This window comes from Arthrobacter sp. MYb214 (assembly GCF_002979865.1).
In the GTDB taxonomy this organism is placed as follows: Bacteria; Actinomycetota; Actinomycetes; order Actinomycetales; family Micrococcaceae; genus Glutamicibacter.
The window spans coordinates 257,792-284,056 of record NZ_PCPZ01000004.1 but is presented as its reverse complement, the minus strand read 5'-3'; the positions used below and the strand labels follow the sequence as shown (position 1 = coordinate 284,056).

Annotated in this window: 22 protein-coding genes; 13 read left to right on the top strand and 9 right to left on the bottom strand. The window is 62.0% G+C overall.

The window, feature by feature from the left end; translation table 11 throughout:
• Window positions 1-61 precede the first annotated feature (61 nt).
• The gene (locus CQ012_RS12135; RefSeq protein ID WP_105662291.1) at window positions 62-1,144 is read left to right on the top strand and encodes a zinc-binding dehydrogenase; all 1,083 of its coding nucleotides are present in this window, start codon (window positions 62-64) and stop codon (window positions 1,142-1,144) included.
• Between the two features lie 79 nt (window positions 1,145-1,223).
• Here the strand turns inward: CQ012_RS12135 and CQ012_RS12130 are convergent, their stop codons facing one another.
• Entirely contained in the window at window positions 1,224-1,769 is a 546-nt protein-coding gene (locus tag CQ012_RS12130; RefSeq protein WP_105656457.1) for a hypothetical protein, read from the bottom strand.
• Window positions 1,770-1,982: 213 nt separating this feature from the next.
• On the opposite strand from CQ012_RS12130, the gene CQ012_RS12125 reads away from it, so the two are divergent.
• On the top strand, window positions 1,983-2,369 hold the full coding sequence (locus CQ012_RS12125; RefSeq protein WP_105662290.1) for a nuclear transport factor 2 family protein: 387 nt from the start codon (window positions 1,983-1,985) through the stop codon (window positions 2,367-2,369).
• A gap of 86 nt (window positions 2,370-2,455) precedes the next feature.
• On the opposite strand, the gene CQ012_RS17635 is transcribed toward CQ012_RS12125, so the two are convergent.
• From CQ012_RS17635 to CQ012_RS12110, 3 genes are read right to left on the bottom strand one after another with little or no spacing between them, the layout of a single operon-like run.
• Window positions 2,456-3,601 carry a flavin reductase gene (locus CQ012_RS17635; RefSeq protein WP_105656459.1) on the bottom strand — a complete coding sequence of 382 codons (1,146 nt, stop codon included), beginning with the start codon at window positions 3,599-3,601 and terminating at the stop codon, window positions 2,456-2,458.
• Window positions 3,598-5,028 (bottom strand): MmgE/PrpD family protein, encoded by a 1,431-nt coding sequence (locus CQ012_RS12115; RefSeq protein ID WP_105662289.1) that lies wholly within the window; start codon window positions 5,026-5,028, stop codon window positions 3,598-3,600. The genes CQ012_RS17635 and CQ012_RS12115 overlap by 4 nt, the downstream gene beginning before the upstream one ends.
• 15 nt (window positions 5,029-5,043) lie before the next feature.
• Window positions 5,044-6,540 carry a 4-hydroxyphenylacetate 3-hydroxylase family protein gene (locus CQ012_RS12110; protein WP_105662288.1) on the bottom strand — a complete coding sequence of 499 codons (1,497 nt, stop codon included), beginning with the start codon at window positions 6,538-6,540 and terminating at the stop codon, window positions 5,044-5,046.
• 247 nt (window positions 6,541-6,787) lie between these two features.
• On the opposite strand from CQ012_RS12110, the gene CQ012_RS12105 reads away from it, so the two are divergent.
• Together CQ012_RS12105 and CQ012_RS12100 are read left to right on the top strand one after the other, a co-directional pair.
• Entirely contained in the window at window positions 6,788-8,158 is a 1,371-nt protein-coding gene (locus CQ012_RS12105; RefSeq protein WP_286134662.1) for an MFS transporter, read from the top strand.
• Window positions 8,159-8,326: 168 nt separating this feature from the next.
• A complete protein-coding gene (locus CQ012_RS12100) occupies window positions 8,327-9,655 on the top strand; it encodes an NtaA/DmoA family FMN-dependent monooxygenase (RefSeq protein WP_105662287.1) in 1,329 nt (442 codons plus the stop codon).
• 3 nt (window positions 9,656-9,658) lie between these two features.
• Here the strand turns inward: CQ012_RS12100 and CQ012_RS12095 are convergent, their stop codons facing one another.
• Window positions 9,659-10,597 carry a LysR substrate-binding domain-containing protein gene (locus CQ012_RS12095; protein ID WP_181149069.1) on the bottom strand — a complete coding sequence of 313 codons (939 nt, stop codon included), beginning with the start codon at window positions 10,595-10,597 and terminating at the stop codon, window positions 9,659-9,661.
• A gap of 99 nt (window positions 10,598-10,696) precedes the next feature.
• On the opposite strand from CQ012_RS12095, the gene CQ012_RS12090 reads away from it, so the two are divergent.
• Window positions 10,697-12,256: an FAD-binding oxidoreductase gene (locus CQ012_RS12090; RefSeq protein WP_105662285.1), complete on the top strand. Its 1,560-nt coding sequence runs from the start codon at window positions 10,697-10,699 to the stop codon at window positions 12,254-12,256.
• 292 nt (window positions 12,257-12,548) lie between these two features.
• Window positions 12,549-12,812, top strand: a complete 264-nt coding sequence (locus CQ012_RS12085; protein WP_105662284.1) for a hypothetical protein — start codon at window positions 12,549-12,551, stop codon at window positions 12,810-12,812.
• Between the two features lie 52 nt (window positions 12,813-12,864).
• On the opposite strand, the gene CQ012_RS12080 is transcribed toward CQ012_RS12085, so the two are convergent.
• Together CQ012_RS12080 and CQ012_RS12075 are read right to left on the bottom strand one after the other, a co-directional pair.
• Window positions 12,865-13,140, bottom strand: coding sequence for an SDR family oxidoreductase (locus CQ012_RS12080; RefSeq protein WP_208294246.1), 276 nt, complete (start codon window positions 13,138-13,140; stop codon window positions 12,865-12,867).
• A gap of 280 nt (window positions 13,141-13,420) precedes the next feature.
• A complete protein-coding gene (locus CQ012_RS12075; protein WP_166650759.1) occupies window positions 13,421-14,131 on the bottom strand; it encodes a GntR family transcriptional regulator in 711 nt (236 codons plus the stop codon).
• 136 nt (window positions 14,132-14,267) lie between these two features.
• Between CQ012_RS12075 and CQ012_RS12070 the strand changes: the two genes are divergently transcribed.
• The 6 genes from CQ012_RS12070 to CQ012_RS12045 all read left to right on the top strand — a co-directional run bounded on the left by CQ012_RS12070 (window position 14,268) and on the right by CQ012_RS12045 (window position 21,909).
• Complete coding sequence (locus CQ012_RS12070) at window positions 14,268-16,250, top strand: flavin-containing monooxygenase (protein WP_105662282.1); 1,983 nt, start codon at window positions 14,268-14,270, stop codon at window positions 16,248-16,250.
• A gap of 2 nt (window positions 16,251-16,252) precedes the next feature.
• Window positions 16,253-17,623 (top strand): carboxylesterase family protein, encoded by a 1,371-nt coding sequence (locus CQ012_RS12065; RefSeq protein ID WP_105662281.1) that lies wholly within the window; start codon window positions 16,253-16,255, stop codon window positions 17,621-17,623.
• A gap of 147 nt (window positions 17,624-17,770) precedes the next feature.
• Window positions 17,771-18,655 carry a VOC family protein gene (locus tag CQ012_RS12060; protein WP_105656469.1) on the top strand — a complete coding sequence of 295 codons (885 nt, stop codon included), beginning with the start codon at window positions 17,771-17,773 and terminating at the stop codon, window positions 18,653-18,655.
• A 20-nt stretch (window positions 18,656-18,675) separates the two neighbouring features.
• Window positions 18,676-19,566, top strand: a complete 891-nt coding sequence (locus CQ012_RS12055) for a fumarylacetoacetate hydrolase family protein (RefSeq protein WP_105656470.1) — start codon at window positions 18,676-18,678, stop codon at window positions 19,564-19,566.
• A gap of 50 nt (window positions 19,567-19,616) precedes the next feature.
• The gene (locus CQ012_RS12050; protein WP_105662280.1) at window positions 19,617-21,245 is read left to right on the top strand and encodes an FAD-dependent monooxygenase; all 1,629 of its coding nucleotides are present in this window, start codon (window positions 19,617-19,619) and stop codon (window positions 21,243-21,245) included.
• A complete protein-coding gene (locus CQ012_RS12045) occupies window positions 21,238-21,909 on the top strand; it encodes a GntR family transcriptional regulator (RefSeq protein ID WP_105662279.1) in 672 nt (223 codons plus the stop codon). Before CQ012_RS12050 ends, CQ012_RS12045 begins: the two co-directional genes overlap by 8 nt.
• 3 nt (window positions 21,910-21,912) lie before the next feature.
• Here the strand turns inward: CQ012_RS12045 and CQ012_RS12040 are convergent, their stop codons facing one another.
• Both CQ012_RS12040 and CQ012_RS12035 read right to left on the bottom strand, forming a co-directional pair.
• Window positions 21,913-23,076 carry a glycerate kinase gene (locus CQ012_RS12040; protein ID WP_181148782.1) on the bottom strand — a complete coding sequence of 388 codons (1,164 nt, stop codon included), beginning with the start codon at window positions 23,074-23,076 and terminating at the stop codon, window positions 21,913-21,915.
• 259 nt (window positions 23,077-23,335) lie between these two features.
• Window positions 23,336-23,773, bottom strand: a complete 438-nt coding sequence (locus tag CQ012_RS12035) for a MarR family winged helix-turn-helix transcriptional regulator (protein ID WP_105656474.1) — start codon at window positions 23,771-23,773, stop codon at window positions 23,336-23,338.
• A 67-nt stretch (window positions 23,774-23,840) separates the two neighbouring features.
• Between CQ012_RS12035 and CQ012_RS12030 the strand changes: the two genes are divergently transcribed.
• A complete protein-coding gene (locus CQ012_RS12030; protein WP_286134661.1) occupies window positions 23,841-25,259 on the top strand; it encodes an MFS transporter in 1,419 nt (472 codons plus the stop codon).
• Window positions 25,260-26,265: the final 1,006 nt, after the last annotated feature.

The following is a 26,265-nucleotide window of genomic DNA, read 5'->3' as shown; positions in this document are numbered from 1 at the left end:
ATGAAAATATACTATTAGAAATAATGCATTTTTAGAAGAAGAATCTAACGAAGGATCTGCAATGCGCGCAGCGGTCATCAACTCCATCGGCGAAGGTTTCAGCATCGAGGAACTCGAAGTCGACGAGCCGCGGGGGCAAGAAGTTCTGGTGAAGGTCGAAGCCGCAGGCCTGTGCCACTCGGACCACATAGTTGCCACCGTAGACCGCGGGCGCCCCTTGCCGATGGTGGTCGGCCACGAAATGGCTGGCACCGTCGTCGCGCTAGGCCCCGAAGCCACCGACTTCGAAGTGGGAGACCATGTCATCGCCACGGAAATCAGCTTCTGCGGGAGCTGCGAAGAATGCGTCAACGGAGCGACCTACCGCTGCTTGAATCCCCAGCATGCGCTGCGCGGACCGGATACCCCGGCACGCTTGACGCGCAACGGCGAGCGCGTAGAAGGCTTCGGCGTGGCCGGTTTCGCCGAGTACACGGTCCTGCACCAGAACAAGCTGGTCAGGGTGCCCAAGGAAATCCCATTCGCGCAGGCTGCTGTGCTTGGCTGCGCGACAGCCACCGGCGTGGGCGCGGTGCTCAACGCCGCCAAGGTTTCTCCCGGGGAAACCGTCGCGGTCATCGGCTTGGGCGGCATCGGCCTGAATGTCATCCAGGGAGCCAAGCTGGCCGGCGCCAAGACCATCATCGGCATTGACCTGCAGCCAGAGAAGCTGGAGCTGGCCAAGAAATTCGGAGCCACCCATGTCATCAACGGCGGCACCGAAGACGTGGTCAGCGCCATCCGCGCCATCACCGGCCGCGGAGTCCACCATTCCTTCGAAGCCATCGGCATTGCCCCCACGCAGCGCCAGGCCCTGGAAGTCGCCAAAACCGGCGGACACGTGTATTTCATCGGCATTCCCCAGGGCAAGCCGCTGGAAATGAATATCATGCTGGACCTGCTGATCCCGCAGCGCAATCTCCACGGCATCTACATGGGCTCCTCCACGGTCCGCAATGACATTCCCTACTACGCCGAGCTCTATCTGCAGGGCCGGTTGAATCTCGATGACCTGGTGGCGCAGGAGATCCAGCTCGACGAGATCAACGAAGCCTATGCAAAGCAGGAAACCGGGTCCATCGCCCGCAGCGTGATCCGCTTCTGATCCGCATGAGCAACAAGCTGCAGGCCGCGAACCAGTTTCCTGGTTCGCGGCCTGCAGCCCAGCTAGTGGCGGCCAGCCTCTATTTGCCTTCCTTGGCGGCCCGCTCCTTCTCGATGGCTTGGACCTGGGCAACCATGTCCGGAGCAAAGGCATAGAGCTTGCCCTCTGACTGATGGACCCAGAAGCGCCCGCACAGATCAGTCGTCTCGCTTTGGCCATCGGCTGGCCACCAGTCGGCATCCAAGGTGCGGGTAGCTGAGATCTCGTCAGGCTCGAGGTTCTTGGTGCGCGGGTCAGAAGCGTAGGCCTTGGCCAGTTCTGCTTCGGTCGGATTCCCAACGGTTTCCAGAGCCTTGCACTGTTCGCTGTCCAGCTTGCCGTCGTAGTTCAGCATGAAGATGCGTTCAGCGCCGGTATTGCGCTGGACCAGCTGAACGTCGGTGCCGCCGGACGGAACCCAGTCGGGCAGCACACCATCGGCCACGGCCTTCTCTGAAGTTTTGGCAGTTCGAGTGGTGGATTCATCGTACTTGTCGACGAAGAGATCAGAACCGCTGCAGCCGGTGAGCAGGAGAGCGAAGGGAAGGGCGAGCGCGCCAGTGGCGAGGTACTTTTTCTTGAGCATGATTCCATCGTAGAAATTTCCGCGGCCCGGGGAATCAGCGATGCGAGGTAACTATCCCGTGCCCGGCTCATACCCTCGGCTGATAGTTTCCACTTCTGGGATCAACCCTGAAACTCCATCTCACCCAGTAAAAGCACTCGCTAATATCCGCACATCGCCACTGCTTATTGGTAGATTGCCTACGAACCAAACGCTACTTAGGAGCCATCACCGTTGACGACTATTGACCCTGCGGCACTTGAATCGGAACTGCGCATCGCAGAAGAACGGCGCCTTTCGGCCATGCTCGCCCGTGACCTCGAAACCTTGGGGAACCTGCTTGAGCCGGATTTGCAGTACACCCACTCCACCGGTCGTGTCGATGACCGCGACTCATTGCTGGAACTGCTCGGTTCCGGGGCCGTCGAATATTTGGCGCTCAGCCACGACTTCGAGTCCGTTACCCAGGAGGGCAACGTGGTGGTCGTCGAAGGCAGCATGAAGATGCATCTGATTTCCGGAGGCGTCGAAAAGCATCTGGCAACTGCCAACCGCACGGTGTGGGCCAATACCGGCGGCCAGTGGAAGCTGCGCCTCTTTGTCGGGGCCACAGCGCAATAGGCCCGCACTTCGACGCTTTAAAAGCCACGGCGGCAGGCTGGATCTTCCAACCTGCCGCCTTTCCACAGTGGCTATCGCCTCAACGCCTAGACCTGGCCGCCATGGCGGGCCACTGCTTCACGAGCCAGCGCCTTGCCGAACTCGGTGTGCGCGGCAAGCGCCGCCTGGGCCGCTGGCGCGTCACCGGCAGCCAGCGCTTCAGTCAATTCGGCAACGTGGCGGTGGTCCAGCTGGCGCGACCACTGCTCTGCGGTCAGCGCTTGGCGCCAGACGGTGCCAATTCCCAAACGGCGGAAGGAATCCACCAGCTGGCTGGAGCCGGCAACGCCAACCAGAGCATCGTGGTAGGCGACATTCAGGGCCAAGAACTCTTCCAGGTCGGATTCCGAAGTCTCACGCAGGTCAGCCAGCTTCGCGGTGATCTCGCGCAGGCTGGAAATGGTCTCTTCGGAAATCTTGCCCAGGTGCGAGGCGATCACCCCGGACTCGATGGTGGCGCGCGAGTCGTAGGCCGAATCGGTCAATTCTGCGGTAATCGGCTTTGGCTGGTATTTTCCGGTTTCGGTGCGGAAGACCAGGTGCTCGCTTTCCAGCTTCACCAGCGCGTTGGCTACATGATCAGCGTCGGCCCGGGAAGCCGCGGCGATGGCATCCACGTCGAGGTCTTCGCCCAGTGGACTGGTGCGCAGCAGCACCCAGGTGCGGGTGGCCTGGTAGGCAGCCAACTCCTTGGTGGGCTCGAGGCGGCCCATGGTTCCGCGGTAGTAGGCCAGCGGTTCGCGGTCATGGGCTTCAGCGTGGCTGACCAGTCCCAGGAAGACGGTGTGGGTACCGCCGGTCGGGGTTTCGGCCACATGGCATACGATCGTGGCCAATGCGCCGTCAATCAGCGGGATGCCCTCCGCGGAGAGGGTATGCGGCACGGTGGCGAACTTGTCCTCGCCCTTGCGGCCGAAGTGGAAGGCCAGCGCGCCCTGGTCCTCGGCCAGGATGTTGATGCCGAAGACGCCTGCTTCAACTACCCGGTCATGGGTGGAGCTGGAGCGGTTCAGGCAAGCGAGCATCATTGGCGGTTCCATCGACAGGGAGGACACTGCCGAAGCGGTGGTGCCGTAGAGCTGGCCGTCCACGGCCGTGGTGATCACCGTGACGCCGGAGGCGAAGTGGCCGACGACGTTGCGGAAGGTGTTCATGTCTACTGGGGTGACCGATTCAAGGTTGGTGATGCTCATGGGAGTTGCTCCTGGTAATTCGGGGTGAAGTTTCTAGCGGGGTCCAGCGCCGCCATCAGATCAGTCAGATCCGGTGCGCTGGCGAGGTGTTCGAGCTGGTGCTGCAACGCGTCCTTGCGTGCTGCCAGTTCTGGATGCGAGAACTCGAGATTCTTCGAGAACTTCTCAACTACCTGGTCATGCTCCAGGGGTGTGCGCAAGATGTTTCCGTCCGGGTGCTCCACGCGCACGTGGCGCACCTCGCCGCTGCGCAGCCGTGCAGTGATCTCCGCCGTCAGCCGCTGGCTGTTGGGCAGGGTGCCGGCTAGCTCGATGCGCCCGAGCATCTGCGCCAGCTCCGGGTCCGCCAGCGCGCTGGCGGTCAGGTGCTCGGGGCGAACCGTTCCGTGGATCAAGGCGATCGCCGCGGTGGCGTGCACCGAGAACAGGGCTGCCACGGTGCGGGTGTCCCCCGCTTCGAAGCGCGCCCCGACGAATCCGTTCAGGGTCCGCTCGCTCAGGTGGACGGTGAGGCATTCGATGTCCTTGTAGCCCACCGTGCCGTCGGCCACCAGTTCAGCGCAGGCCTGCAGCGAAGGCTGCGCGGCCCGGCAACTGGCAAAGGGCTTGATCGTGCAGTCCCCATGGAAGCTCACGCCAAGATCCGCCACCGCCAGTTCCGGCTGCGCGTCGATGCCGAACAGCTGGAAGTAGCCGTGCTTGCCGGTCAGCGGATCATCCGCCGCCTTCATGCCGGCTTTGGCCAGCTGCGCGGCGGAAATTCCGGAGCGGGCGGCGAAGGCCATGGGCAGCTTGAAGCCGTTGGCCCCATCGAAGATCGCCGCCACATTGCCCGAAGCCTGGTTGACCGCAATGCCGATGGCATGGCGTGCCTGCGCCTTGTCCAGGCCCAGCATCCGGCTGGCGATTCCAGCGGCGGCCAGGGCATTCAAGGTGCCGGTATTATCCTGCCCCGAGTACACGTCGAAGCCGCCGGCGATGGCCAGGCGGGCTGCCAGGTCATCGCCCAGCGCCAGCGCGGCCAGTGCTTCTTCTCCGGTGGCGCCGGTGGCTTCGGCCAGGGCCAGCACGACGGCCACGGTGGTTCCGGAGATGTGGGCGGCGACCTGCTTGCCGGCCGGGCCTTCGGCTTCCACCGGCTCGAAGTCGAAGGAGCGGATCAGGGCCGCGTTGACGAAGGCCGCGGAGGTGGCCGGAAGCTTGATTCCGGTACCCAGCACGGTTGCTTCATCGCCGTGGCCCCAGGCCTGCGCCGCTTCGATGAGTCCGGCAATGTCGTCGGCGCGGTGCCCTGCCAGCCCAACGCCAACCGAATCCAGCAGGCGCTGGTTCACGCGCTGGATCGTGGCCGTCGGCAGCTGGCCGTACTGGGTTTCCAGCAGGTGCTCGAGCAGCGCATCGAGCACATCGGGCGTCGGGTTAGCCATGATTTTCCTGCTTCCCTAGGCGCGCGTTGCCGCGGCGTCCAGGTCCAGCGCGGCCTGCTCGGCGATGACCGGACTGATCCCCACCTCGGCGAACATCGCCTCGAAGGCACCGGTCTCGCCCTTCATCTGCGCCTTGCGGTGATCCAGCCCGCGGGCACGGCTGACCGACCCCAGGTAGAAGCGCTCGTACAGTTCGATGCGGCTGCCCAGGGCGGATCCGGCGAAGTCCCAAGCGGTGCGGAAGATCTTGGCGCGTTCCTCTGGCGCGATGCTGTTGGCTCCCGGCAGGTACTTCTTGAGCAGTGGGCCCAGGCGCGGGTCCTCGAAGGAGGCCGCGGTCGGGGTGGCCAGCAGGTTGTGGCTGCCCATGGACTTGATGATGTCGTTCACGCGGGCCATCCAGATGGGCATCATGGTGCGCAGCGCGGAGATGTCGTCGTGGCAGAAGAACGCCCCGCCGCCCCATTCCGACGCGTTGACCTCGGCCGAGTGGATCACGGCGCGGGCGATGCGCAGGTAGGAATAGATCTCGCCGAGCATCGATGCGGTGTCCGGCTTGTTGTCGGTGGCGGTGACCTTGGCCATCTGCACGCACAGGTCGTAGGCGAACTCCAACTTCACCGAGGCGCGGATGGCGGTCTGCTGCTGGGTGTTGCCGGTGGCGGTGCCGGCGTTCAGGGAATTGTAGACATCGAGCTGGCCGTCGATGAACACGCGATCCCAAGGGACCAGCACGTCGTCGAAGATGATGACCGCATCCTGCTCGTCGAAGCGCGAGGAGAACGGCTTGTCCACTACCGGCTGGTCCACGCCGTAGTGGTCGCGGCAGACCGAGACCACGCCGCTGGTGGCGACCGGGATCGCGAAGGACAGCGCGTATTCCTCGTAGCCCTTCTGGATGGGCACCGCCGGGTAGACATAGAGCTCGTCGGCGATCGGGCCCAGGGTGGCGAGCATCTTCGCGCCGCGCACGATCAGGCCTTCAGCGGTGCGGTCCACCACGCGCAAGGTCAGCTCTTCATTGATGCCCTGCAGTTCGCCGACCGACTTGTCGATGGCCGCGTGCACGATGGTGTGGGTCAGCGCCAGGTCGTTTTCCTGCACATGGCGCCAGTAGTTCTCCAGGCGCTCGTAGTAGACCGGGTCGCCGGATTTGGCGAAGATGTCCGGGCGCGAGGCGTGGCCGGCGAGCACCACGTTGACGTAGTCGGGGGTGCGGCCGAGCATGCCATTGGAGTAGCGGGCCAGGCGGTCGAACGCGCGGTGGCGGCGGGCGATGTCTTCTGCGTTCTTGGGACGCAGCAGGGAGACGTTGTGCTGTTCGCCGGTCTGCTCGTCGTTCATCAGGCAGTCATCGGCGTACTTGTGCTGGTAGTCGAAGTAGGCGGCCATGCCGTTGATCGAGCCGGCAAATGCCGGGTGCTCGGTGACGTCAATGCGCTGATCGCCCAGCCAGACCTCGCGGGAATCCTTGAGCCCTGCCAGGTACTGCTCTCCAGTGCGTGCACTCATCTTCGCTGCTCCTTATCGGGCGTCCCGCTGAGCGGGTTGAAAAATATATTCTGTGCATCAGTTTATATAACTGATGTGACCCAGATCAAGCTCTGAGTCGAAGAATTTTTTCAAACCCGCAGGATCACGCGGTTTTCAAGGGCTGAAGAAAATATTATCTGTCTTAAAATGCGTAAAAAGTGGACAAGTTTAGTGAAATGGGCCACTATGGCTTAAGTCACATCAGCGATCAGGAAGGGTTCTCGTCGTGTCCGACTCGCAACAGAACCAGCCAGTGCCGGCAATGGAGCCAAGCGACTCCCTCAACACCAAGGATTTGCGCCGCATTCTCGGATCCAGCTTCTTGGGCAGCGTCATCGAGTATTACGACTTCATCTTGTACGCCACTGCGGCGTCGCTGATTTTCGACAAGGTCTTCTTCGGCAACCTGAGCCCGGGCTTGGCACTCTTCGCCTCCTTCGGCACCTTGGCCGTCGGGTACATTGCCCGCCCGCTGGGCGGCATCGTCTTCGGCCACTTCGGCGACCGCCTTGGCCGCAAGAAGATGCTGGTGCTTTCCATGATGATGATGGGCGTAGCCACCGTTGCCATTGGCCTATTGCCGACTACCGCAACCATTGGCGCAGCTGCCCCGGTCATCCTGGTCTTGCTCCGCGTGGTCCAGGGAGTCGCAGTTGGCGGCGAATGGGGCGGCGCCACCCTGATGGCCCTGGAACATGCACCCGCTTCCAAGCGCGGTTTCGCAGCATCCTTCGCTAACGCCGGCGCACCGGCCGGTGGCTTGCTGGCCACCTTCCTGGTTTCCTTCATCTCCTTCTCCACCGGTGATGCGTTCCTGGAATGGGGCTGGCGCATTCCGTTCATCTTCTCGGCAGTCCTGATCATCATCGGCATGGTGATCCGCCTGAAGGTCGCAGAAACTCCGGTCTTCCAGGAGCTGGATGCCAAGGCCGCCGAGCGCAAGCAGGAGCGCAAGACTCCTATCTCGCTGGTGCTCAAGAACCATTCGCGCACCGTCATCATCACCCTGATCGCTTCCCTTGGCTTCTACACCTGCCAGGGCGTGCTGACTTCGTGGGGCGTTTCCGAAGCCGCGGCCCAGGGCGTGGACCGCTCCTTTGTGCTGAACACCAAGGGCTACGCGGCCATGGTCACCATCGTGGTCTGCCTGCTGGCCGCCAAGCTCTCGGACAAGTACGGCCGGAAGATGATCCTGACCATCGGCGGCACCGCCGGCATCCTCTGGGCCTTCCCGGCAGTCTTCCTGATGAGCAACGGCACCGGCTGGGGCTTCGCAGTTGCAGTCATCGTCGGCAACGGCGTCATCCAGGGCATCCTGGCCGGACCGATCGGCGCCTACATCTCCGAGCTGTTCCCAGCTGATGTCCGCTACACCGGCGCTTCGCTGGCCTACCAGGGCTCCTCGACCCTTGGGGCCGGCTTCACCCCGATGATCTGCACCGCGCTGGCCGTCAGCTTCGGCATCACCGCCGTAGGCATCTTCTGGGTGGCAATCCTTATCGTCGGGCTGGTCGCCATCCGCATCAGCCCGGAAGGCGCCGCCCTGCCTCCCAAGGCAGCCGCGTCAGCGCCGTCCAACGCAAAGCTGAACGCCTGAACCCCGGCACTGGTCCGCGTATCAGTTGATACGCGGACCAGCTTTTAACACCTAACATCAATTTTTCTGAACCCTATGGCGCAAAAGTTCTCCATTTACGACTTTAGAGACTCTTGAAACCATGGACTCAGTGCTTCCCGTCACATCCGCAGGAAAGGATGAGTTTCAATGACTCCCAAGAACCCCCAGCACATGGTGCTCACGACCTTCATGCTCCCCGCTGGTTACCACAAGGACTCGTGGCGCATGGACGGCTCGCGCTCCGAGGAGCTGGCCAACCTGGAATTCGTCTACGACCTGACCAAGATGGCTGAAGACGCCAAGCTGGACGCCATCTTCTTCGGCGACATCGTCCATGCCAACACCGTGATGCGCGGCGATATCAAGATGAACGGCTTCTACGAGCCGATCTCGGTACTTTCCGCACTGGCAGCACGCACCAAGAACATTGGCCTGATCGGAACCGTTTCCACTTCCTTCTCGGAGCCTTACAACCTGGCCCGCCAGATGGCCGGCCTGGACCACATGTCAGGTGGCCGCGCCGGGTGGAACATCGTGACCAGCTCCGATGGTTTCCAGAACTTCGGCATGGACTGCGCGCCGGATCCGGCCACCCGCTACCGCCGCGCTACCGAGTTCGTCGAGGTAGCCAACCAGTTGTGGGATTCGTGGGAAGACGACGCCGTCACCAACGACAAGGAGTCGGCATGGTACGTGGACACCGACAAGATCCACCCGATCAACCATGAGGGCGAATTCTTCAAGGTGCAGGGCCCGATCAACATGCCGCGCAGCCCGCAAGGCCGCCCGGTGCTGGTGCAGGCCGGCTCCTCGGGACCAGGCATGGAACTGGGCTCCTCGGTGGCCGATGGCATCTACACCGCGCAGCCGCTGAAGGAACCATCGGTGGAGTTTTACGCCAAGTTCAAGGCGATGGCGGCTGCCAAGGGCCGCAACCCCAACGACATCAAGATCATCCCGGGCATCCTGCCGATCCTCGGCGACACCCAGGCCGAAGCAGATGAGCTGGCCGAGGAACTGGCCAACCACATCCACCTGGAAAACGGCCGCGTGCAGGTGGGTGCCGATCTGAAGATGGATCTGTCCTCGCTGGACTTCAACGAGAAGATTCCCGCCGAGTGGTTCTCCGATGACCCGGCCCTGGGTTCGCGCTACCAGATCTACCGCCGCAAGTCGGTGGACCAGGGCATGACCCTGCGCGAGCTGATCGTTGACCTGGCCCGCTCCACCGGACACCAGTGGATGGCCGGCACCGCCTCGGCAGTGGCAGACCGCATGATCGACTGGTTCGATTCCAAGGCCTGCGACGGCTTCAACCTGAACGCCCCGTTCAACCCAGGCGGCTTCAAGCTCATCTGCGACAAGCTGATCCCTGAATTGCAGAATCGCGGCTACTTCCGCACCGAATACGAGGGCACCACCCTGCGGGATAACTTCGGATTGTCCTACCCCTCCTCGATCCGCACGCGCGTCTAGCCGCTAGCTGCGCCGGCCCGCATTCTCGAAGAGTTCCGCGGCGACTTCCACCCAGGCTTGGGCACGGGAGTTCAGCCGCGAACTGCGGGGCCAAGCCACCGAAACCGGAACCACTGCGATATTTTCGTCATCGAGTTTCAGCGGCTTGAGCACCACGTTCAGCTCTTCGTAGGGTGCTTCCAGGGCCGGCTGCTGGAACAGCACAGCCACCCCGCGGCCGGTACTGACCAGCGAGCGCACGGTCGCATAGGAACGCGAGCGGTGCCGGATCATCGGTTCCAGCCCGCTGCCCTGGTACAGGCCGAGGATGCGCTGGGTGATCGGCTCGGATTCGAAGAGGACCAACGGCTCCTTCGCGATTTCACGCAATGACACCGAGGGGCTGGCGGCCAGCGGATGCCCGGAAGGCAGCAGTATCTGGGCCTCGGCCATCGCCACGGTGGCCGAACGCAAGGCTGGTGAGATCTCCGATCCGTAGAGGAAGGCGACATCGATGGAACCATCGAGCAGCGCATGCTGCATTTCCTGGTGGAACCCCTCCAGGAAATCGACCTCCACCTTCGGGCATTGCTGGGCAAAGGCACTGAGCATAGGCGGAATGATGATCGGGCCCAGGGGCATGAAGCAGCCAACGGTTAACGGGCCGGCAAGCTCTTCGCGGGTTCCCTGGCCCATGGTTTCCAGATCATGGGCCCGCTCCAGCAGTTCCCGGGCCTGGAGCAGCACGGTCTTGCCGGTCGCGGTCAACGTCAGCCCCTTGGCCCGGCGCTTGATCGCCAGCTCGGCACCGACGATGCGTTCGAGTTCCGCGATGGACATGGAAATTGCCGAAGGCGCCAGATGCAGCCGGCGGGCAGCTTCGGCCATGGTTCCAGCCTCGGCCGCGACAACGAAGTGCCAAAGCTGGCGCAAGGTCAGTTGCGGGTGGGACACAAGATTCATGTCATCAAGCATATTGATGACGGCACGAAACAAAGCAAGTTTTTTAGATTAAGACAGTGGGGCCGCGGCGTTCGCCGATGGCCAGTGGAAGGGTGAATCATGGATCGTCGTGAAGAATTTCTTGAGGCAGCCAAGGAAATCGTTGGCGCAGAAAACGTTGTTTCCTTGGGAGATTCCGAGGGCTACTTGGATCCCTACCCGCTGAACCCGGGCCGTACCCCTTGGCCCGGCATCCGCCCGGCCAGCACCGAGGAAGTGCAGGCCATCGTCAAGCTGGCCACCGAGCACGAGGTACCGTTGTGGACCTTCTCCTGCGGCAAGAACCTGGGCTATGGCGGCCCCGAACCACGCGATACCGGGATGGTGGCGCTGGATTTGAGCCGCATGAACCGCATCATCGCGGTCGATGACCGGCTGTGCTACGCCGTGGTGGAGCCCGGCGTCACCTTCTTCGATCTCTTCGAATACATCAAGGAACGCGGCCTGAAGGTCTGGATGTCGGTTCCGGCCTTGGGCTGGGGCTCGGTCATGGGCAATATGCTCGACCGCGGCTACGGCATGACCCCGCTGGGCGACCACGTGAAGTCCTTGTGCGGCATGGAAGTGGTCATGCCCGACGGCGATCTGGTCCGCACCGGCATGGGCGCGATGGACGGCACCGAGCTGGGCCCGATCTTCCAGGGCGGCTTCGGCCCGACCTTGGACGGACTGTTCACCCAGTCCAACTACGGCGTGGTTACCCAGGTCGGACTGTGGCTGATGCCGGCACCGCACACCTACGTCAATGGCGATATTTTCGTCGACGACGAGGCGCACCTGCCGCAACTGATCGACATCCTCACCACCTTGCGCCGCGAGGAAATCATCCAGAACAATGCCCTCTGCGGCAATGTGGTGCGCGCGGCAACCATGCGCGGATCGCGCGCCGACTTCTGGGATGGCGAAGGTTCCATTCCCGACTGGCGCCTGGAAGAAATGCGCCAGGAATTCGGCATTGGCCAGTGGAACTGCAAGTTCGCCTTCTACGGCGACCGCGAACTGTGCGAACGCCGCCTGCAAATCGTCAAGGACAGGATCAGCGTGATCCCCGGTGCCCGCGTTGACGCCCGGTTCTACTCGGGAGAAGAAGGCTTGGCCTTGCAGCATGAGGACATCGCCGCCCAGGACCGCACCCAGATGGCCGGCGTCCCGACCTTGAAGCCGCTGTCCACCGTGGGCTGGGCCGCTGAAAACGGCGGACACATCGACGCGGCGCCGATCATCCCGGCCCGCGGCGAACTCGTGGCCGAGTTCTACCAGGAAGCCAAGAAGCTCTACGCGAAGCACGGCTTCGACCTGTACATCGGGTACCACCTGTACCCCCGGCATATGGTTCACGTGACCATGATCTTCTTCGAGCGCGGCAACCAGGAGATGCTCGCCCGTGCGCGCGCCCTGTACTCCGAGCTGCTCGATGCGGCCCGCGCCCGCGGCTACGCACCGTACCGCAGCCACGTGGACTACATGGACCGCATTGCCGACGGCTTCGACTTCAACGACAACGCAGCACGCCGCCTGCAGGAGAAGATCAAGGATGCACTGGATCCGGCGGGGATCCTGGCCCCTGGCAAACAGGGCGTCTGGCCTGCGCGCTTCCGCGATCAGCGCTCCAGCGTCTAGCCCCAAGCCCGCTCCTTGAGCCACGCATGATCCCCTCACCGCAATAGGCAGTGGGGGGGGATTTTCATATGGCTCTTCCCCGGAATTAGCATCGGCAGAGAATTGGGCATACGCCCCCGCCAGCTCGGAAGATGCTAGGAAAGTACAGCACATTACATTTTTTACATGCGTTGATTTAATGAACCATTGATATAAAGTGGAGAAGATCGGGCACAACGCGCAATCGTGATCACACTGGTATTGAGCATATGCAAACCGACGAATCCCGCATGAGCGCCAGAGGAGCAGTTAAGTGAAAGACTTCTTCCAGTCCCTGTCCAAGCGTGCATTTGCGATCCTCATCGCTATCGTGGTTCTGATTCTGATCGCAGTGCCAACAGCTCTGATGTCAGGACTTCTGAGCAGTATCTTTGATTCACCGGCAGAAGGCATCCGAGTATTTTTCATCATGGTCGGCGCTGGCGCAGTTCTCCTTGTATGCGAGCTATTCATCGAAGATGCACGCGAACGCCGCCAACTGAAAAAGCGGGCTCTGGCATCGGGCAAAAAGAAATAATCTCCTGCTGGCACTAGTTTCGTTCCCGCCAGCATCCGCATCCACGCCGCTGCTAGAGACCGCGCGCAAAACCACCGTCAACGCGAACGTTCTGTCCGGTCATGTAGCTTGACTCGTCGCTGGCCAAGAAGCGCACGGCCTTGGCAATCTCGGTGGCGCTGGCAGCACGGCGCAATGGAATCTTCTGGACCCATGCTTCAGGGACCGCGCTCGGGTCTTCCTTGGTGAAGCCGGGAAGCACGTTATTCATGCGTATGCCCTTGGGCCCGTATTCATCGGTGTACACCGGCGAGGGCCAGGCACTCCAGGCTATCAATTCCTTGCGCAATCAGTTCCTTGAACGAAAGCATTCACGCTACTGAACTCCCATTCTGGCTTCTTAAGCTGGGTCACTGCGAAAAGCGGCGACCCAGCTCTTGCCTTGATAGCGCCGCAAAACAGGCTTGCCGGCCATCCGCGTTGCCCAAACACTGCCGGGAGAGAGGCCGGATGCGTGCAGCATCATGATGGAAACTGCGCTTGCGCCGGCTCCGGAACCAGTCGGGGATGTTCCCGCTGCAGCAATCCGGGTCAGGGCCTGGGCGTGGGAATGCCCACGAAGGTTCTGGCTACTTGAGCAGCTTCACGTGCGGCAAGCAGGCTAGCCCGACCTCGCCACCGTTTTTCACCGCACTGAGCGTGGTTTCGTAGTGCGCGCGCAATAGCTGGCCAGCCAGTTCCGCATTGCGGTCCAGGGCGGCGTTGAGGATATCGCGATGCTCCTTGTCCAGGTCCCGCTTGGCGTCACGGGTGGCCGGGCCGGCCCAGCGTCCATAGAGCTGGATCAGGTCAGACAGGGTGCGAGTCACCTCGGTCAGCAGCGGAACACCACAGGCCTCAACGAGCTTGTCATGGAAGTTCTGATGCGCGTGATTCCATGCCGGGGTGTGGTTATCCGGGTCTTCGTCCGAACGGCGCGGCGTGCGCTCCAGGGTGTGGTGCGCTGCCATCAGCTCGCTCTCCCACTCCAATGGCGCACGTTCGAAGCCCAGCGAAATTGCCAGCTGCTCGTTGACGCAGCGCATCTCCACGATGTCGCTCAAGTCGGCCAACGACAGTTCCGGGACAAAGAAGCCCTTGTTGGGGCGAAGGGTGACGAGCTTGTCCCCCACCAGCCGGGTCAACGCTTCGCGAATGACCGTACTGGAGGTTTCGTAATGCTCAGAAAGATGCGTGAGCTGCAGCCGGGCACCTGGTTCCCAGCGCCCATCCAGGATATCGGTGCGCAGGGTGTCGCGGATGTGCTTTGACATCGTCTCTGAATCGGTGCGTTTCGCCATGACACAAATCATACCAAAGTCGGCAAAGAATACATTTTTAGTTGACTTATGCATAACCAAGAGGTGACACTGGTTACATCACGCGCCTGCCAGACCCTGTCGCGCACGGCCCGAAAAGACTTGCTAGGAGTAACCAATGAGCGAATCACTGATCGAGACCGCCGCCACCAAACAGGTAGATGACCTGTACTGGCGCGCAAACTACTCTGCTATCACCGAAAGCGACGAGCAGCTGCGCAAGATCGTTGCAAGCACCGACCTGCCGCCACTGATGGTGGCCCTGGCCGCGGCAACCGGCGATTACTCGATCCTTCGTGATGAGCTGCGTCCACCGCAGCCGCCGGTTGACACCGTGGGCCAGCCGCACGGTGGCATGGACGCCGCAGCTCAGGAAGCGGCCCGCGAATTGGCCTTCCAAGCACTGCGCCGGATCCGCGATGAAAAAATCACCTCGGTGGAGACCCTGGACGACGAGCAGGCCACCACGATCCTGGACTGGATCACCAACCAGGCCACCACCGATTACCACCAGATGCTCAAGCACGACATGGCATTGGTTCCCGAAGTGAGCGGCGCACCGGCCTTCACCAAGGAACAGGTTGCTCCCACCCGCGACTTCACCGTGGCAGTCATCGGCTCGGGCGTGGCCGGCATGGCCGCCGCTTACCGGCTGAAGCAGGCCGGCCTGGACTACACCGTCTTCGAGAAGGGCCACGAAGTCGGCGGTACCTGGTGGAAGAACACCTACCCGGGCGTGCGCCTCGATACCCCCAACTACGCCTATTCATTTTCCTTCGCGCAGCGCGATGACTGGCCCCAGCAGTTCTCCGAAGGCCCCGAGATCCACAAATACACCCGCGACGTCGCGGAACGCGGCGGCATCACGCAGAACATCCAGATGGGCACCGAGGTGCTTTCGGCTACCTGGGATGAAGAAGACGGACGCTGGGTGCTGTCCATGATCGTGGACGGCGGCGAAGTCCAGGAACGCCGCTTCAATGCCGTCCTGACCGCCGTCGGCCAGCTGGACCGCCCGAAGTTCCCCGATACCCCGGGCCACGACACGTTCGCCGGCGTCCACGTGCATTCGGCCGAATGGAAGCCGGGCATCGATTTGAAGGGCAAGAAGGTTGCCGTCATCGGCACCGGCGCCAGCGCCTACCAGATCGTCCCAGCCATCGTGGATGAGGTCGAAGAGCTCAAGATCTTCCAGCGCTCCTCCCCTTGGATGCTGCCTACCCCGTTCTACTACGAGGACATGCCCGAATCGGTGACCTGGCTTGTCGAGCACCTGCCGCAGTACGGCCAGTGGCTGCGCTTCTGGCAGCACTGGCTGGGCGTCGAGGGCCGCCAGCACACCACCGCCGCGGATCCTAACTGGACCAAGGACGGTTCAGTGTCCGCGGTCAACGAGCGCGTGCGCCAACAGCTGACCGAGATGCTCAAGGAGCAGTACGCCGATCGCCCGGACTTGCTGGCCAAGGTCACCCCGGACTACATCGTGGGCGGCAAGCGCATGCTGCGCGATAACGGCGTGTGGGCCAAGAGCCTGAAGAAGCCGCAGACCACCCTGGTCACCTCGGGCATGAGCGAAATGACCGAGGCCGGGATCATCGATGGCGACGGCACCCTGCACGAGCTGGACGTCATCATCTACGCCACCGGCTTCCAGGCTTCCGAGTTCCTCGAGCCGCTGCGCATCACCGGCCGCGAGGGCAAGGACATCCACGAATACTGGGGCGGCAACGCCACCGCCTATGCCGGGGCCACAGTGCCCGGCTTCCCGAACCTGTTCATCGTTTCCGGGCCGAATACCGGGCATGTGGTCAACGGCTCGCTGTTCTCGATGATCGAGTACGGCCTGACCTACATCCTGGACGCACTGAACATCGTGCTCGACAAGGACATCAAGGCACTGGACCTGAAGCAGGAGGTGCTCGATGCGTTCGTGGCGGATCTCGATGCCGCCAACGCGCAGAAGGCCTGGGGCCACCCCGAGGTGCACACCTGGTACAAGAACAAGTTCGGCCGCGTCTCGCAGATCTGGCCTTACCCGATCGTCGAGTACTGGAACATCACCCGCGCGGTCGACCGGTCGCAGTACACGGAAATCCGCTAGGCATGGGGGTTTACAGCTACGCGCAGCGCAGCGCCGGGCGCTTCGGCAAGCTCAGTGAAGCAACCGGACTCACCGCAGCGCAGCCGGCAATTTTCCCGCAGGCCCCAGGTTCCCTGGATTGGTTGCTAGGTCCTGCACTGCAGGAACTGCCCCAGTCCGAGGATGCTTTCCAGGTTGCGGTGTTCGCACCCGCTGATGCCGAAGGGCTTCCGGTGATGGTTTTCCTTCCCGGCGGCGGATTCGTTTCCGGCGCCGGCACCGTGCGCTGGTACGACGCGCAGGACTTTGCCGAGAAGCAGAACTGCGTTGTTGCCGTGGTCAACTACCGCATCGGATTGCTGGCCCACAACCAGCAGGTGGGCGGCGGGAATACGCCGCCCGAAGAACTGCTCTTGGCGCTCGAATGGGTACAGCGCAATATTGCTGAGCTCGGTGGCAACCCGCAGGAAGTCACCCTGGCAGGCCAGTCCGCAGGTGCCTTCTGGGCCTTCGCATTGGCCCAGCTTGAGGCAGCCCGTGGACTGCTCGACAGGCTCTACGTTGGTTCGCTGTCCTTCCAGCCCCCGATGGGTGAAACCCAGGCGCAGGAACGCAATGCGGTGATGGCCCAAGCGCTTAATGGCACCGCCTTGGCCGAGGCCAGCTCCGAGCAGCTATTGGCTGCCGGCACAGCACTGGCCCAGGCTTGGGCCGGGCGCGGCTTGGGCCTCTACCCGAGTGCCGATGAGTCCGTTCCGGCGGATCTTTTTGATACCGCGCGGGCAGTCGAACGCCTGCATGTGAAGCAGCTATTGCTGTCCTACACCGCCGATGAGGCAAGTGCCTTCATTGGCATGGCCCCCGAGCAGGCATTCACCCTCGATAGTGTGCGCGGGTTTATTGCAGGGAACTTCAATGAACCGCAAGAAGTCTTCGACGCACTGATTGCCGCAGAACCGCAAGCAACGGCCAAGTCACTCATGGTTAGGGCGATGAGCCTGAACCAGATTCAACTCTATGCCGTGGAATTGGCCGATGCGGCAGCCGCTGCCGGCATCCAGGTGCAGCTCCTGGGCTTCGAGGTTCGCTCCCCGTTGCCTCACGCTGGTTCGGCCCACTGCTTAGAGCTGCCGTTCCTCTTTGGCAACCGTGAGCGCTGGCAGGATGCCCCGATGCTCGATGGCGTGGCCGATGAGCTCTTCGAGCAAACGGCGAAGGTTCTGGGTGATGCCCTAGGGTCATTTATCCGCCTGGGAACCGCAGCTACCAGCGATAATAACGCTCTTGCGGTGCACCAGACGGGTGCTCAATCGCTGACAGCACTGGATGAAACAGGCCTGATCAAGCGAGAAATTCAGCGTCCGTTCAGCACCAGGCGACCGGTTTTGGCCTAGTCTTTGCGCGCCTATTCTTGCGGACCAGCAGGTCTGCTCGGGCAGGCGCGCGAGTCTTTTTCCGAAAACACTAGACAATCTAACTTAATGCAAATAATCTAATTATTTAGATCACAATATTTTTATCGGCTACAGAAGGGATCCACCATGGCTTGGGGATTAATCAGGGAAATGGGCCACGTGTCCATCCAGACCAATGACATCGAAGGATCCATCTTCGACGCCACGCAGCTGCTCGGCCTGCGCGTCACCGAACGCACCGGCAACGAGGCCTACCTCGCAGCGAACTCAGTGCACCACGAGCTGACCTACGTCGAGTCCGAAGTCAACGGCATCCACTCCCTGGGCCTGATCGCGCAGAACGGCGACGCGCTGCGCGAGATCCGCAAGCGCGTAGCCAACGAGAACTTCAGAATCGTCTCCGAAACCCCGGTCTCCGCCGGCGTTCAGGACGGCTTCTCGTTCATCGGCCCCGAAGGCTGGATCTTCGAGGTCTACACCGGCATGCAGCACAACGACCGCGGCCTGCTTTCCTTCGGCCCGGACCGCTACGGCCACATCAACTTCCACCCGCGCGACGTGCGCGGCATGATGGAATTTTTGCGCCGGATCTTCGACTTCCGCCTCTCGGATGTCATCGGGGATGACTTCGCCTACTTCATGCGCTGCAACCCGGATCACCACGGCATCGCGCTGATCAAGGGCCAGGGCACCTTCCACCACCATGCCTGGCAGGTCCAGTCGATCGGCGACCTCGCCAAGCTCGGCGACCGCCTGGGCGCGGCCGGCCGCGAACTGATCTGGGGCCCGGTCCGCCACGGCGCCGGCCACAATATCGCCGCCTACTACGTGGAAACCTCCGGCGCGGTCGTGGAGCTCTACACCGATTTGGAGCAGATCTACGACGATGAGCGCGATCCCATTGTCTGGGGCGAAGACGAGAACTGGTGGAACATGTGGTCCAACCGCCGCACCGAGGACTTCCGCACCTTCGGCATTCCCACTGTCACCGAACTGAAAACCTTCATCTAGAACACCCGAAAGGCACCACCATGCAGTACGTATCCTTCAAGGCAGCTGACGGCACCGAAACCTGGGGCGTGTCCATCGACGGCACCGTCTACGACCTGGGCCCCACCGGCAAGAACCTGGCCGCCAACACCCGCGACGCGATCGAAAAGGGCATCTTCGGCACCCAGCTGGACCTGTCCGGCGCCCCAACCATTGCCGAGGCCGAGATCGACTTCCTGCCCTCGGTGACCAACCCGGGCAAGATCATCTGCATCGGCGTGAACTACCTGGCCCACCAGGAAGAGTCGGGCAAGACCGGGCAGACCGCACCGACCGTCTTCACCCGCTTCGCCGACTCGCAGATGGGCCACCTGGCTCCTGCGGTCAAGCCGACTTCCACCACCAAGTTCGACTACGAGGGCGAAATGGCCCTGGTCATCTCCAAGGAAGCCTTCCACGTGGAGAAGGAAGACGCCTGGGACCACATCGCCGGCTACGCCTGCTACAACGACTTCTCGGTGCGCGACTGGCAGAAGGCCGCCAGCCAGTGGATCCCGGGCAAGAACTTCCCGGGCACCGGCGGCTTCGGACCGTACCTGGTTCCCGCAGCCGATCTGGGCGACATCACCACCGCCGTACTGGAAACCCGCGTAAACGGCGAAGTGCGCCAGAACGCCCCGGTATCCAACCTGGTCTTCGACATCCCCACCCTGATCAACTACGTCACCGGCTTCACCCAGCTGAACCCGGGCGACGTGATCGTCACCGGCACCCCGGGCGGAGTGGGCCTGTTCTACGGTCCAGAGGGCCTAATCAACCACGGCGACGTCGTCGAGGTCGAGATCACCGGCCTGGGCATCCTGCGCAACACCGTGGCCGACGAGGCTACGCTGCTGGCCGGCGCACAGGCCACCGCCGGCGCCACCGCCTGACGCGCAGCCGCGCACTGTTAATACACGAAGCACAAAGGAAGTAGCGGGCAGTGGCACAGTCTCATGAAATCGACGTCCTGGTCATCGGCTCGGGTCCCACCGGCCTGACCGCCGCCAACCTGCTGGCAGATACCGGCCTGCAGGTTGCATTGATCGAGAAGAACCCGGGCAGTGGCGATGAGCCACGTGCCATCAGCGCCACCGATGAAACCCTGCGCGTCATGGCGCACCTGGGAATCATGGATGAGCTGGGACCGCAGATGCTCATGGACACCGGTGCCCGCTACTTCGGCCTGGGCGGCAAGGTCATTGCCGACGTTCGCCCCGGCACACCCCGCCTAGGCCAGCCCGGCAAGAGCCAGTTCGACCAGCCAATCATGGAAGGCCTGCTCTACGAGGCCGCCACACTGCGCCAGAACCTGGGCCTGCACTACGCCACCGCGGCCACCAGGATCGAACAGCATGCCGACCACGTGATCGTGCACGCCACCCGCACCGGCGAAGCCACCACCGGATTCAACGGCTCCAAGGCAGCAGACACCGGGCAGAACCCCTACGCAGTAGCAGAAGGCGAAGAAACCGCCCTCGAGTTCAAAGCCAAATGGGTACTTGCCTGCGACGGCGGTCGCTCCTTCACCCGCCGCGAACTGGGCATCGGCCTGCAGGGTTCCACCCAAACCGAACGCTGGATCGTGGTGGATCTGCTCGATGTGCCCGGCAACCCCGAACCTTTCGCGTCCTTCCACTGCAACGGGCAGCGCCCGGCCGTAGTGGTCCCCGGGGTCGGTGGCCGCCGCCGCTATGAATTCATGCTCTTCGATCACGAAGATGGCGACGCGATGATCACCCCCGAATCCATCACCGCCCTGGTCGCATCATTCCAGGACACCAACGTGGTCTCCGTACGCCGCGCCGCGGTCTACACCGCACACCAGCGCATCGCCGACACCTACCGCAAGGGACGCATCCTGTTGGCCGGCGACGCCGCGCACCTGATGCCGCCCTTCGCCGGGCAGGGGCTGAACGCCGGCATCCGCGACGCCGTGGGTGCTGCCTGGCGCCTGGCCGCGGTCATCAAGGGTGAAGCAAGCGAAGTGCTCATCAATGACTACGAAACCGAGCGTCGCCCGCATGCCGAGGAAATGGTCAAGCTTTCCAAGCGCATCGGCTGGGTAGTGATGAACACCAACCCCGTGATCACCCGCGTGCGCGATGCCGTGGTCACCAGCACCCGCATCATCCCACCGCTGAACCGCTGGCTAACCGGCATGCGCTTCCTCAAGCAGCCTCACTACACCACCGGCACCGTCGCCGCACCGGTTTCCGGGGTTCCGCACCTGGCCCAGAACTTTGCCGGTCGCATGCTTCCGCAGCCAAACCTTGAGGTCAATGGCGCCACTGTGATGCTCGACGAGCTGCTGTCGGCCGGCTGGAACACCATTGAGGTGGCTGCCGGATCCCAGCTGGTCTTCACCAATCAGGACGGCGATAGCGTGAGGGCCAAGGACATCAACCGGGTCTTCGATACCGCCACCGGTACCGTACTGCTGGTGCGTCCAGACTACTATGTAGCAGGCATTGCACCAGCACGCGAGGTCGACCAACTTCTGGAAGCGCTCAGCGCCAAGGCCACCGTGCTGCGCACCTTCGGTGCCGCCAAGCAAGGAACTCGTGGCTAGGCCAGCAGAAGCTGCCCTGTCCGGCATCCGCGAAGCCATCCTTGATGGCGCGTGGATGCCCGGCGAGCGCCTTGCTCCCCCGCATCTGGCCCAGCGTTTTTCCACCAGCACCACCGTTATCCGCGAATCCCTCACCCGGCTTTCCGGTGAGGGTTTGGTGGCGGCGATCCCCAACCGTGGATTTTTCGTACCGGAGCTGAACCTGCAGCAGTTGCAGGATCAGACCGAGCTGCGCTGTGTCACCGAGGAATTGGCGGTCAATCTGGCCATCACCCGCGGGGATCTGGAGTGGGAGTCCGCGCTGATTGCCACGCATTACAGGCTGTCCAAGGCACCGCGCCGGCAACAAGATAACCCGGAGCAGTTCACCCCTGAATGGGGTAAGGCGCACCGCGATTTCCATCAGCTGCTGCTGGCTCCATGCGCCTGCCCGCCGATCCTTGAGCTGTCGGCCAACCTGGCCAATTCCACCTTGCTCTACCGGCGTTGGGCGGCCGCTTCGCAGGGTGCCACGCACCGAAATGTTGAGGCCGAGCATGAGGCCATGCTGCAGGCGGCACTTGATCGGGATGCACCTGCCTTGGCTGCGCGCTTGCGAACCCACTATGAGGCTTCGGCCAAGATTATTCTGGATGCCGGCCTGCTCAAGCTGGATATTTTCTAGCGCCTAGCGCAGGAAGGTTCGGGCCACGCTGAAAGCTGTGCGCTCGGCTAGCTCCATGGTGTTTGCTGAAAGTTCTGCCAGCGTGGCCGGACCTGGCGCAATCGAGTACGCGGCCAGGATTCCCGAGGCCTCCAGCTGCTCATCGGACAGCTGCACCGAACCGGCCACCACGATCACCTCGGCCTGTTCACCGGCAGCCTGCAGCACCCCGGAAACTACCTTGCCGTCCAAGGATTGCGCATCCAGCCGGCCTTCACCGGTGATCACCAGGTCAGCGTCGGCCAGAATTTCATGGGCACCAAGTACCTTGGCCACCAAATCCCAGCCCGGCACCAGCTCCACCTCGAAGTAGGACCCTAGGCTCACCGCAATCCCGCCGGCAGCCCCCATGCCCGGCTGCTCACGCAGTGCCCGGCCGGTATTGGCTTCCAAAACATCGGCCAGTTGCGCCAACCCCTGATCCAGAATCTGGACATCATTTTCACTGGCGCCCTTTTGCGGACCGAAGATCGCAGCCGCACCCTTGGCGCCCAGTAGCGGGTTGGTGACATCGCAGGCGATTTGCCAGTTAACCTGCCCGGCCCGGGCATCCAGCTGCGAAACGTCGATCCGCGACAGCTGGTTCAGTGCCCCGCCCCCTGCGGGAAGCTGCTCCCCGTTGGCGTCCAAGAATTTTGCGCCCAGTGCGCTGAGCAAACCCGTTCCGCCATCGGTGGTTGCTGAACCGCCTAGGCACAGGATGATCCGGGCGACCCCTAGGTCCAGCGCGTGAGATACCAGTGTGCCCAACCCATAGGTAGTGGCATCCAGTGGTTGCCGTGGCACGTCGCTCACCTGCGGCAACCCGGCTGCTTCGGCCGCTTCCACCACCGCGATTTTCCCGTCGGCCGAAAGCCCCAGCCGGGAGGTGACCGGGCGCCCCAAGGCGTCGGTGGTCTCCAGTGCGATCGCCTCGGTCCCCCAGGTGTCGATCAGCGCTTCAAGGGTTCCCTCGCCGCCGTCGGCGAAGGGCACCGCGGTAATCTCGACCGCCCGCGACCGGCTAGCCGCACCCTTGCTGAAGCCTCGTGCCAAGGCCGCGGCTACCCCGCTGGCGCGGGCACTTCCCTTGAAGGAGTCGGGCACAATGGCCACCTTGCAGGGCATCGAATGCTGGGTTGAAGTCATACCCATCAGCCTAGGCACTCTTGAGACCTGCACCTATGGTCTTTTGACTGTAGTTCGAGCGAAGTTCGGGGCCTGCTTATGTGCATTTGTCTGGCTCGCAGATGCTTTTCACGTGCATCGCTAATAGCTAGCTCTGCCAAAGGAATGGCACAGAAAGCGGCATTAGAGTTTAGAACACCTCTTGAAGGTGCGAGTGATGATCGTAAGGATTCCCGTCGGATATTGCCCGGCGGGAATCTTTCTTTAACCGAGTTCGTGATTAGTCCCGCTGGGAGTCGCGGTACTCCTCGATGGAAGCGTTGAAGCGCTGCAGGTAGCCGGCGAACTGCTCAACATCCTCAGCCTCCCACTCATTCAGGATTCGATCCAGGGCATGGAGGGTTACTTCGCGGGCATGCTCCAGCTTCGCCAACCCCAGGTCGGTCAGCGTGATCTTACGCGCAATATGGCCATCGGGATCTGCGATGCGTTCTAGGTAGCCATCGTCGATTCCATGGGTTACCTGGCGTTGCAGGGTGGAGTTGTCCAACCTCAGCCCGTGGCTTAGTTCCGCGATACTCAGCGGACCCTGGGCCTGAATGCGACTCATCAGCAGGTACACGCTGCGATCGACACCACCGAACTGGCGCTGCTGCGCGATGGTGTAGCGGCTGAGCATGAGCTGCTCGTATTCGATCTGTTCCAGATGGCGCTTCATTCCGAACTTCTCCAATGTGTAAAATACATACAGTATGTAGCTTACACATTTATCCCGGAAGGCTCTTGTGCCCAACCCCACCCCCACCGGACATCCGAAATCCGGACTCGCCGTCGGCATCCTCGCCACGGCAGGCATCGCCTCATCGCTCACCCAGACGATGGTTGCCCCACTGATCCCCCAGCTGCCTGGAATCTTCAGCACCTCACCGGATAACACCGCATGGATCATCACCGCGACCCTGCTGGCAGCTGCCGTAGTGATGCCGATTTCCGGTCGTCTCGGTGATATGTTCGGCAAACGCCGAATGATCCTGATCCTGGCCATCCCGCTGATCCTCGGTGGAATCATCTGTGCCCTGGCACCAAATGTCACCGTCATGATCATCGGCCGGGCCTTGCAAGGCTTTGGTTCAGGCATGATCCCTCTGGGTATCGCAATGTTGCGCGACCTCGTGGATAAGGCGCATCTGCCGGCAGCCATCGCCACGGTTTCAGCCACCCTTGGTGTGGGCGGTGCGATCGGCCTGCCGCTCTCCGCAGCGCTGATCGAGTTCTCTTCCTGGCGCGTGCTGTTCTTCTTCGGTTCGGCGATTACCGTTGTGGTGGCCGCACTGATCTTGAAGTTCATTCCGGCAATTCCAACCATCGGCGCGAAAACCCGCTTCGATTGGCTTGGTGCCATCGGCCTGGCCATCGGCTTGATCGCCCTGATGCTCGGCGTTTCCAAGGGCTCCACCTGGGGCTGGGCTTCCCCGCTGGTACTGAGCCTGCTGATCGGCGCGGTCATCGTCTTCCTGCTGTGGGGAGTATGGGAACTACGCACCAGTGCACCGCTGGTGGACCTGCGCACCGCCGCAATACCCCGGGTGCTGTTGACCAATATCGCCTCGATCTTCGTGGGCTTCGGCATGTATTCCAGCTCGCTGGTGATGCCGCAGATCCTGCAGATGCCTACCGAGGCAGGCTACGGACTGGGGCAGGGCGTACTGGCCGCCGGCCTCTGGATGGCTCCAGCCGGCCTGATGATGCTCTTCCTCTCCCCTGTGGGCGGTCGACTGACCAGCGCCAAGGGCCCAAAGTTCACCCTGGTGCTGGGTATTTTCATCATGTCCGCTGGCTACGCGGTGGGCCAGATTGGCATGGGCAGCCTCTGGGGCCTGCTGATCACCAGCCTGGTCATCAACTCTGGCGTGGCCCTGGCCTACGGCGCAATGCCAGCCATCATCATGGGCGCAGTGCCACGCAGCGAAACCGGTGCCGCCAACGGCTTCAACACCCTGATGCGTTCGCTGGGTACCACCTCGGGTGCGGCAGTGATTGGCCTGGTTTTGGCCCAGATGACCACCGACTTCCACGGCACGGTGCTGCCCTCCGAAGCCGGGTTCCACATGACCCTGTGGCTCGGTGCGGGACTCTCCTTGCTGGCGGGGTTGATCGCCCTGTGCATCCCGGCACTGGCCAAGCCCGCCCCGGAGAAGATCTAGTTCACCTCCAGGGATCCATGGCCTACGCGCAGTGCATGCTTACCGCATCCACAGAATGCCAACTTAGAGTATTAAGTACCTCATGAAGGTGCGAGTGATGACGTAGAAACTGGCACTGTCGGTCTTGCGACAGTGCCAGTTTCTGTATCCAAAACCTTTTTGCTCGTGTCCAGCAGTCCGCCGGCCCTGCGGCCCGCCCTCATGGAGTTGAAGCAATTCCCCAAACCTGCAGTTGGCGCTCAGCGCCGGCATAGCTTTGCACCCTACAGTGGTAAATACCTCATGAAGGTGCGAGTGATGATCGAGTAACCCCGGCAAAGCAATTCGCCGGGGTTACGATTTTAACCGGCCGGCGGATAGTCGGGTAGTTGGGTGCCCACTTTAAGTGAGCTGCCCTACAGAGCTACTCGCCCTTTATTGAACAGATTGGATCAACGACCCGCCCTCTGGCCTCAATAGCGCCTTGCCCTTGTTCCACCTCGGAGGCACTACTTACCATGACGATACCCCACGTTCGGCAAACACTTGTTCCGGTCGATCGCAGCTCGCTCACCTGCAACTTTTGGCTCCGCTCACACACGCTTTCATGGATGGACATATCGAAAAGGGTATACATTTTGGCATTGAAAGTCGTTCGTGAATCTAACCCCGATTCGCCCCCCGGGGCTATCATGTCCTGAATTTCTCAATACTTTTATCCGCGGTCCTCGGCAACAGCCTGGTCCGTCCACAAGTCTTACGATCTAGGTGCCATCTGCGACCTGATTTAGTGACCCCGATGTGAATCGGTCGGCTGAGGGGCTAAGTCGAGCCTGTCCTATATGCATTAACGTCGGGCTTAAAACATCCGGAGTGACTGAATTGTGACTATTAATTTCGCTTGACTCCTATATCGCAGCTCCGGCTGACGGTTATGGGCTCCTTGTAAGCAGAACCTTATGTCTAACCATCGAGAAATACGAAGGCGCGGCCCAAGATCTCGTAACCAACGGCATCGACCGTGCGA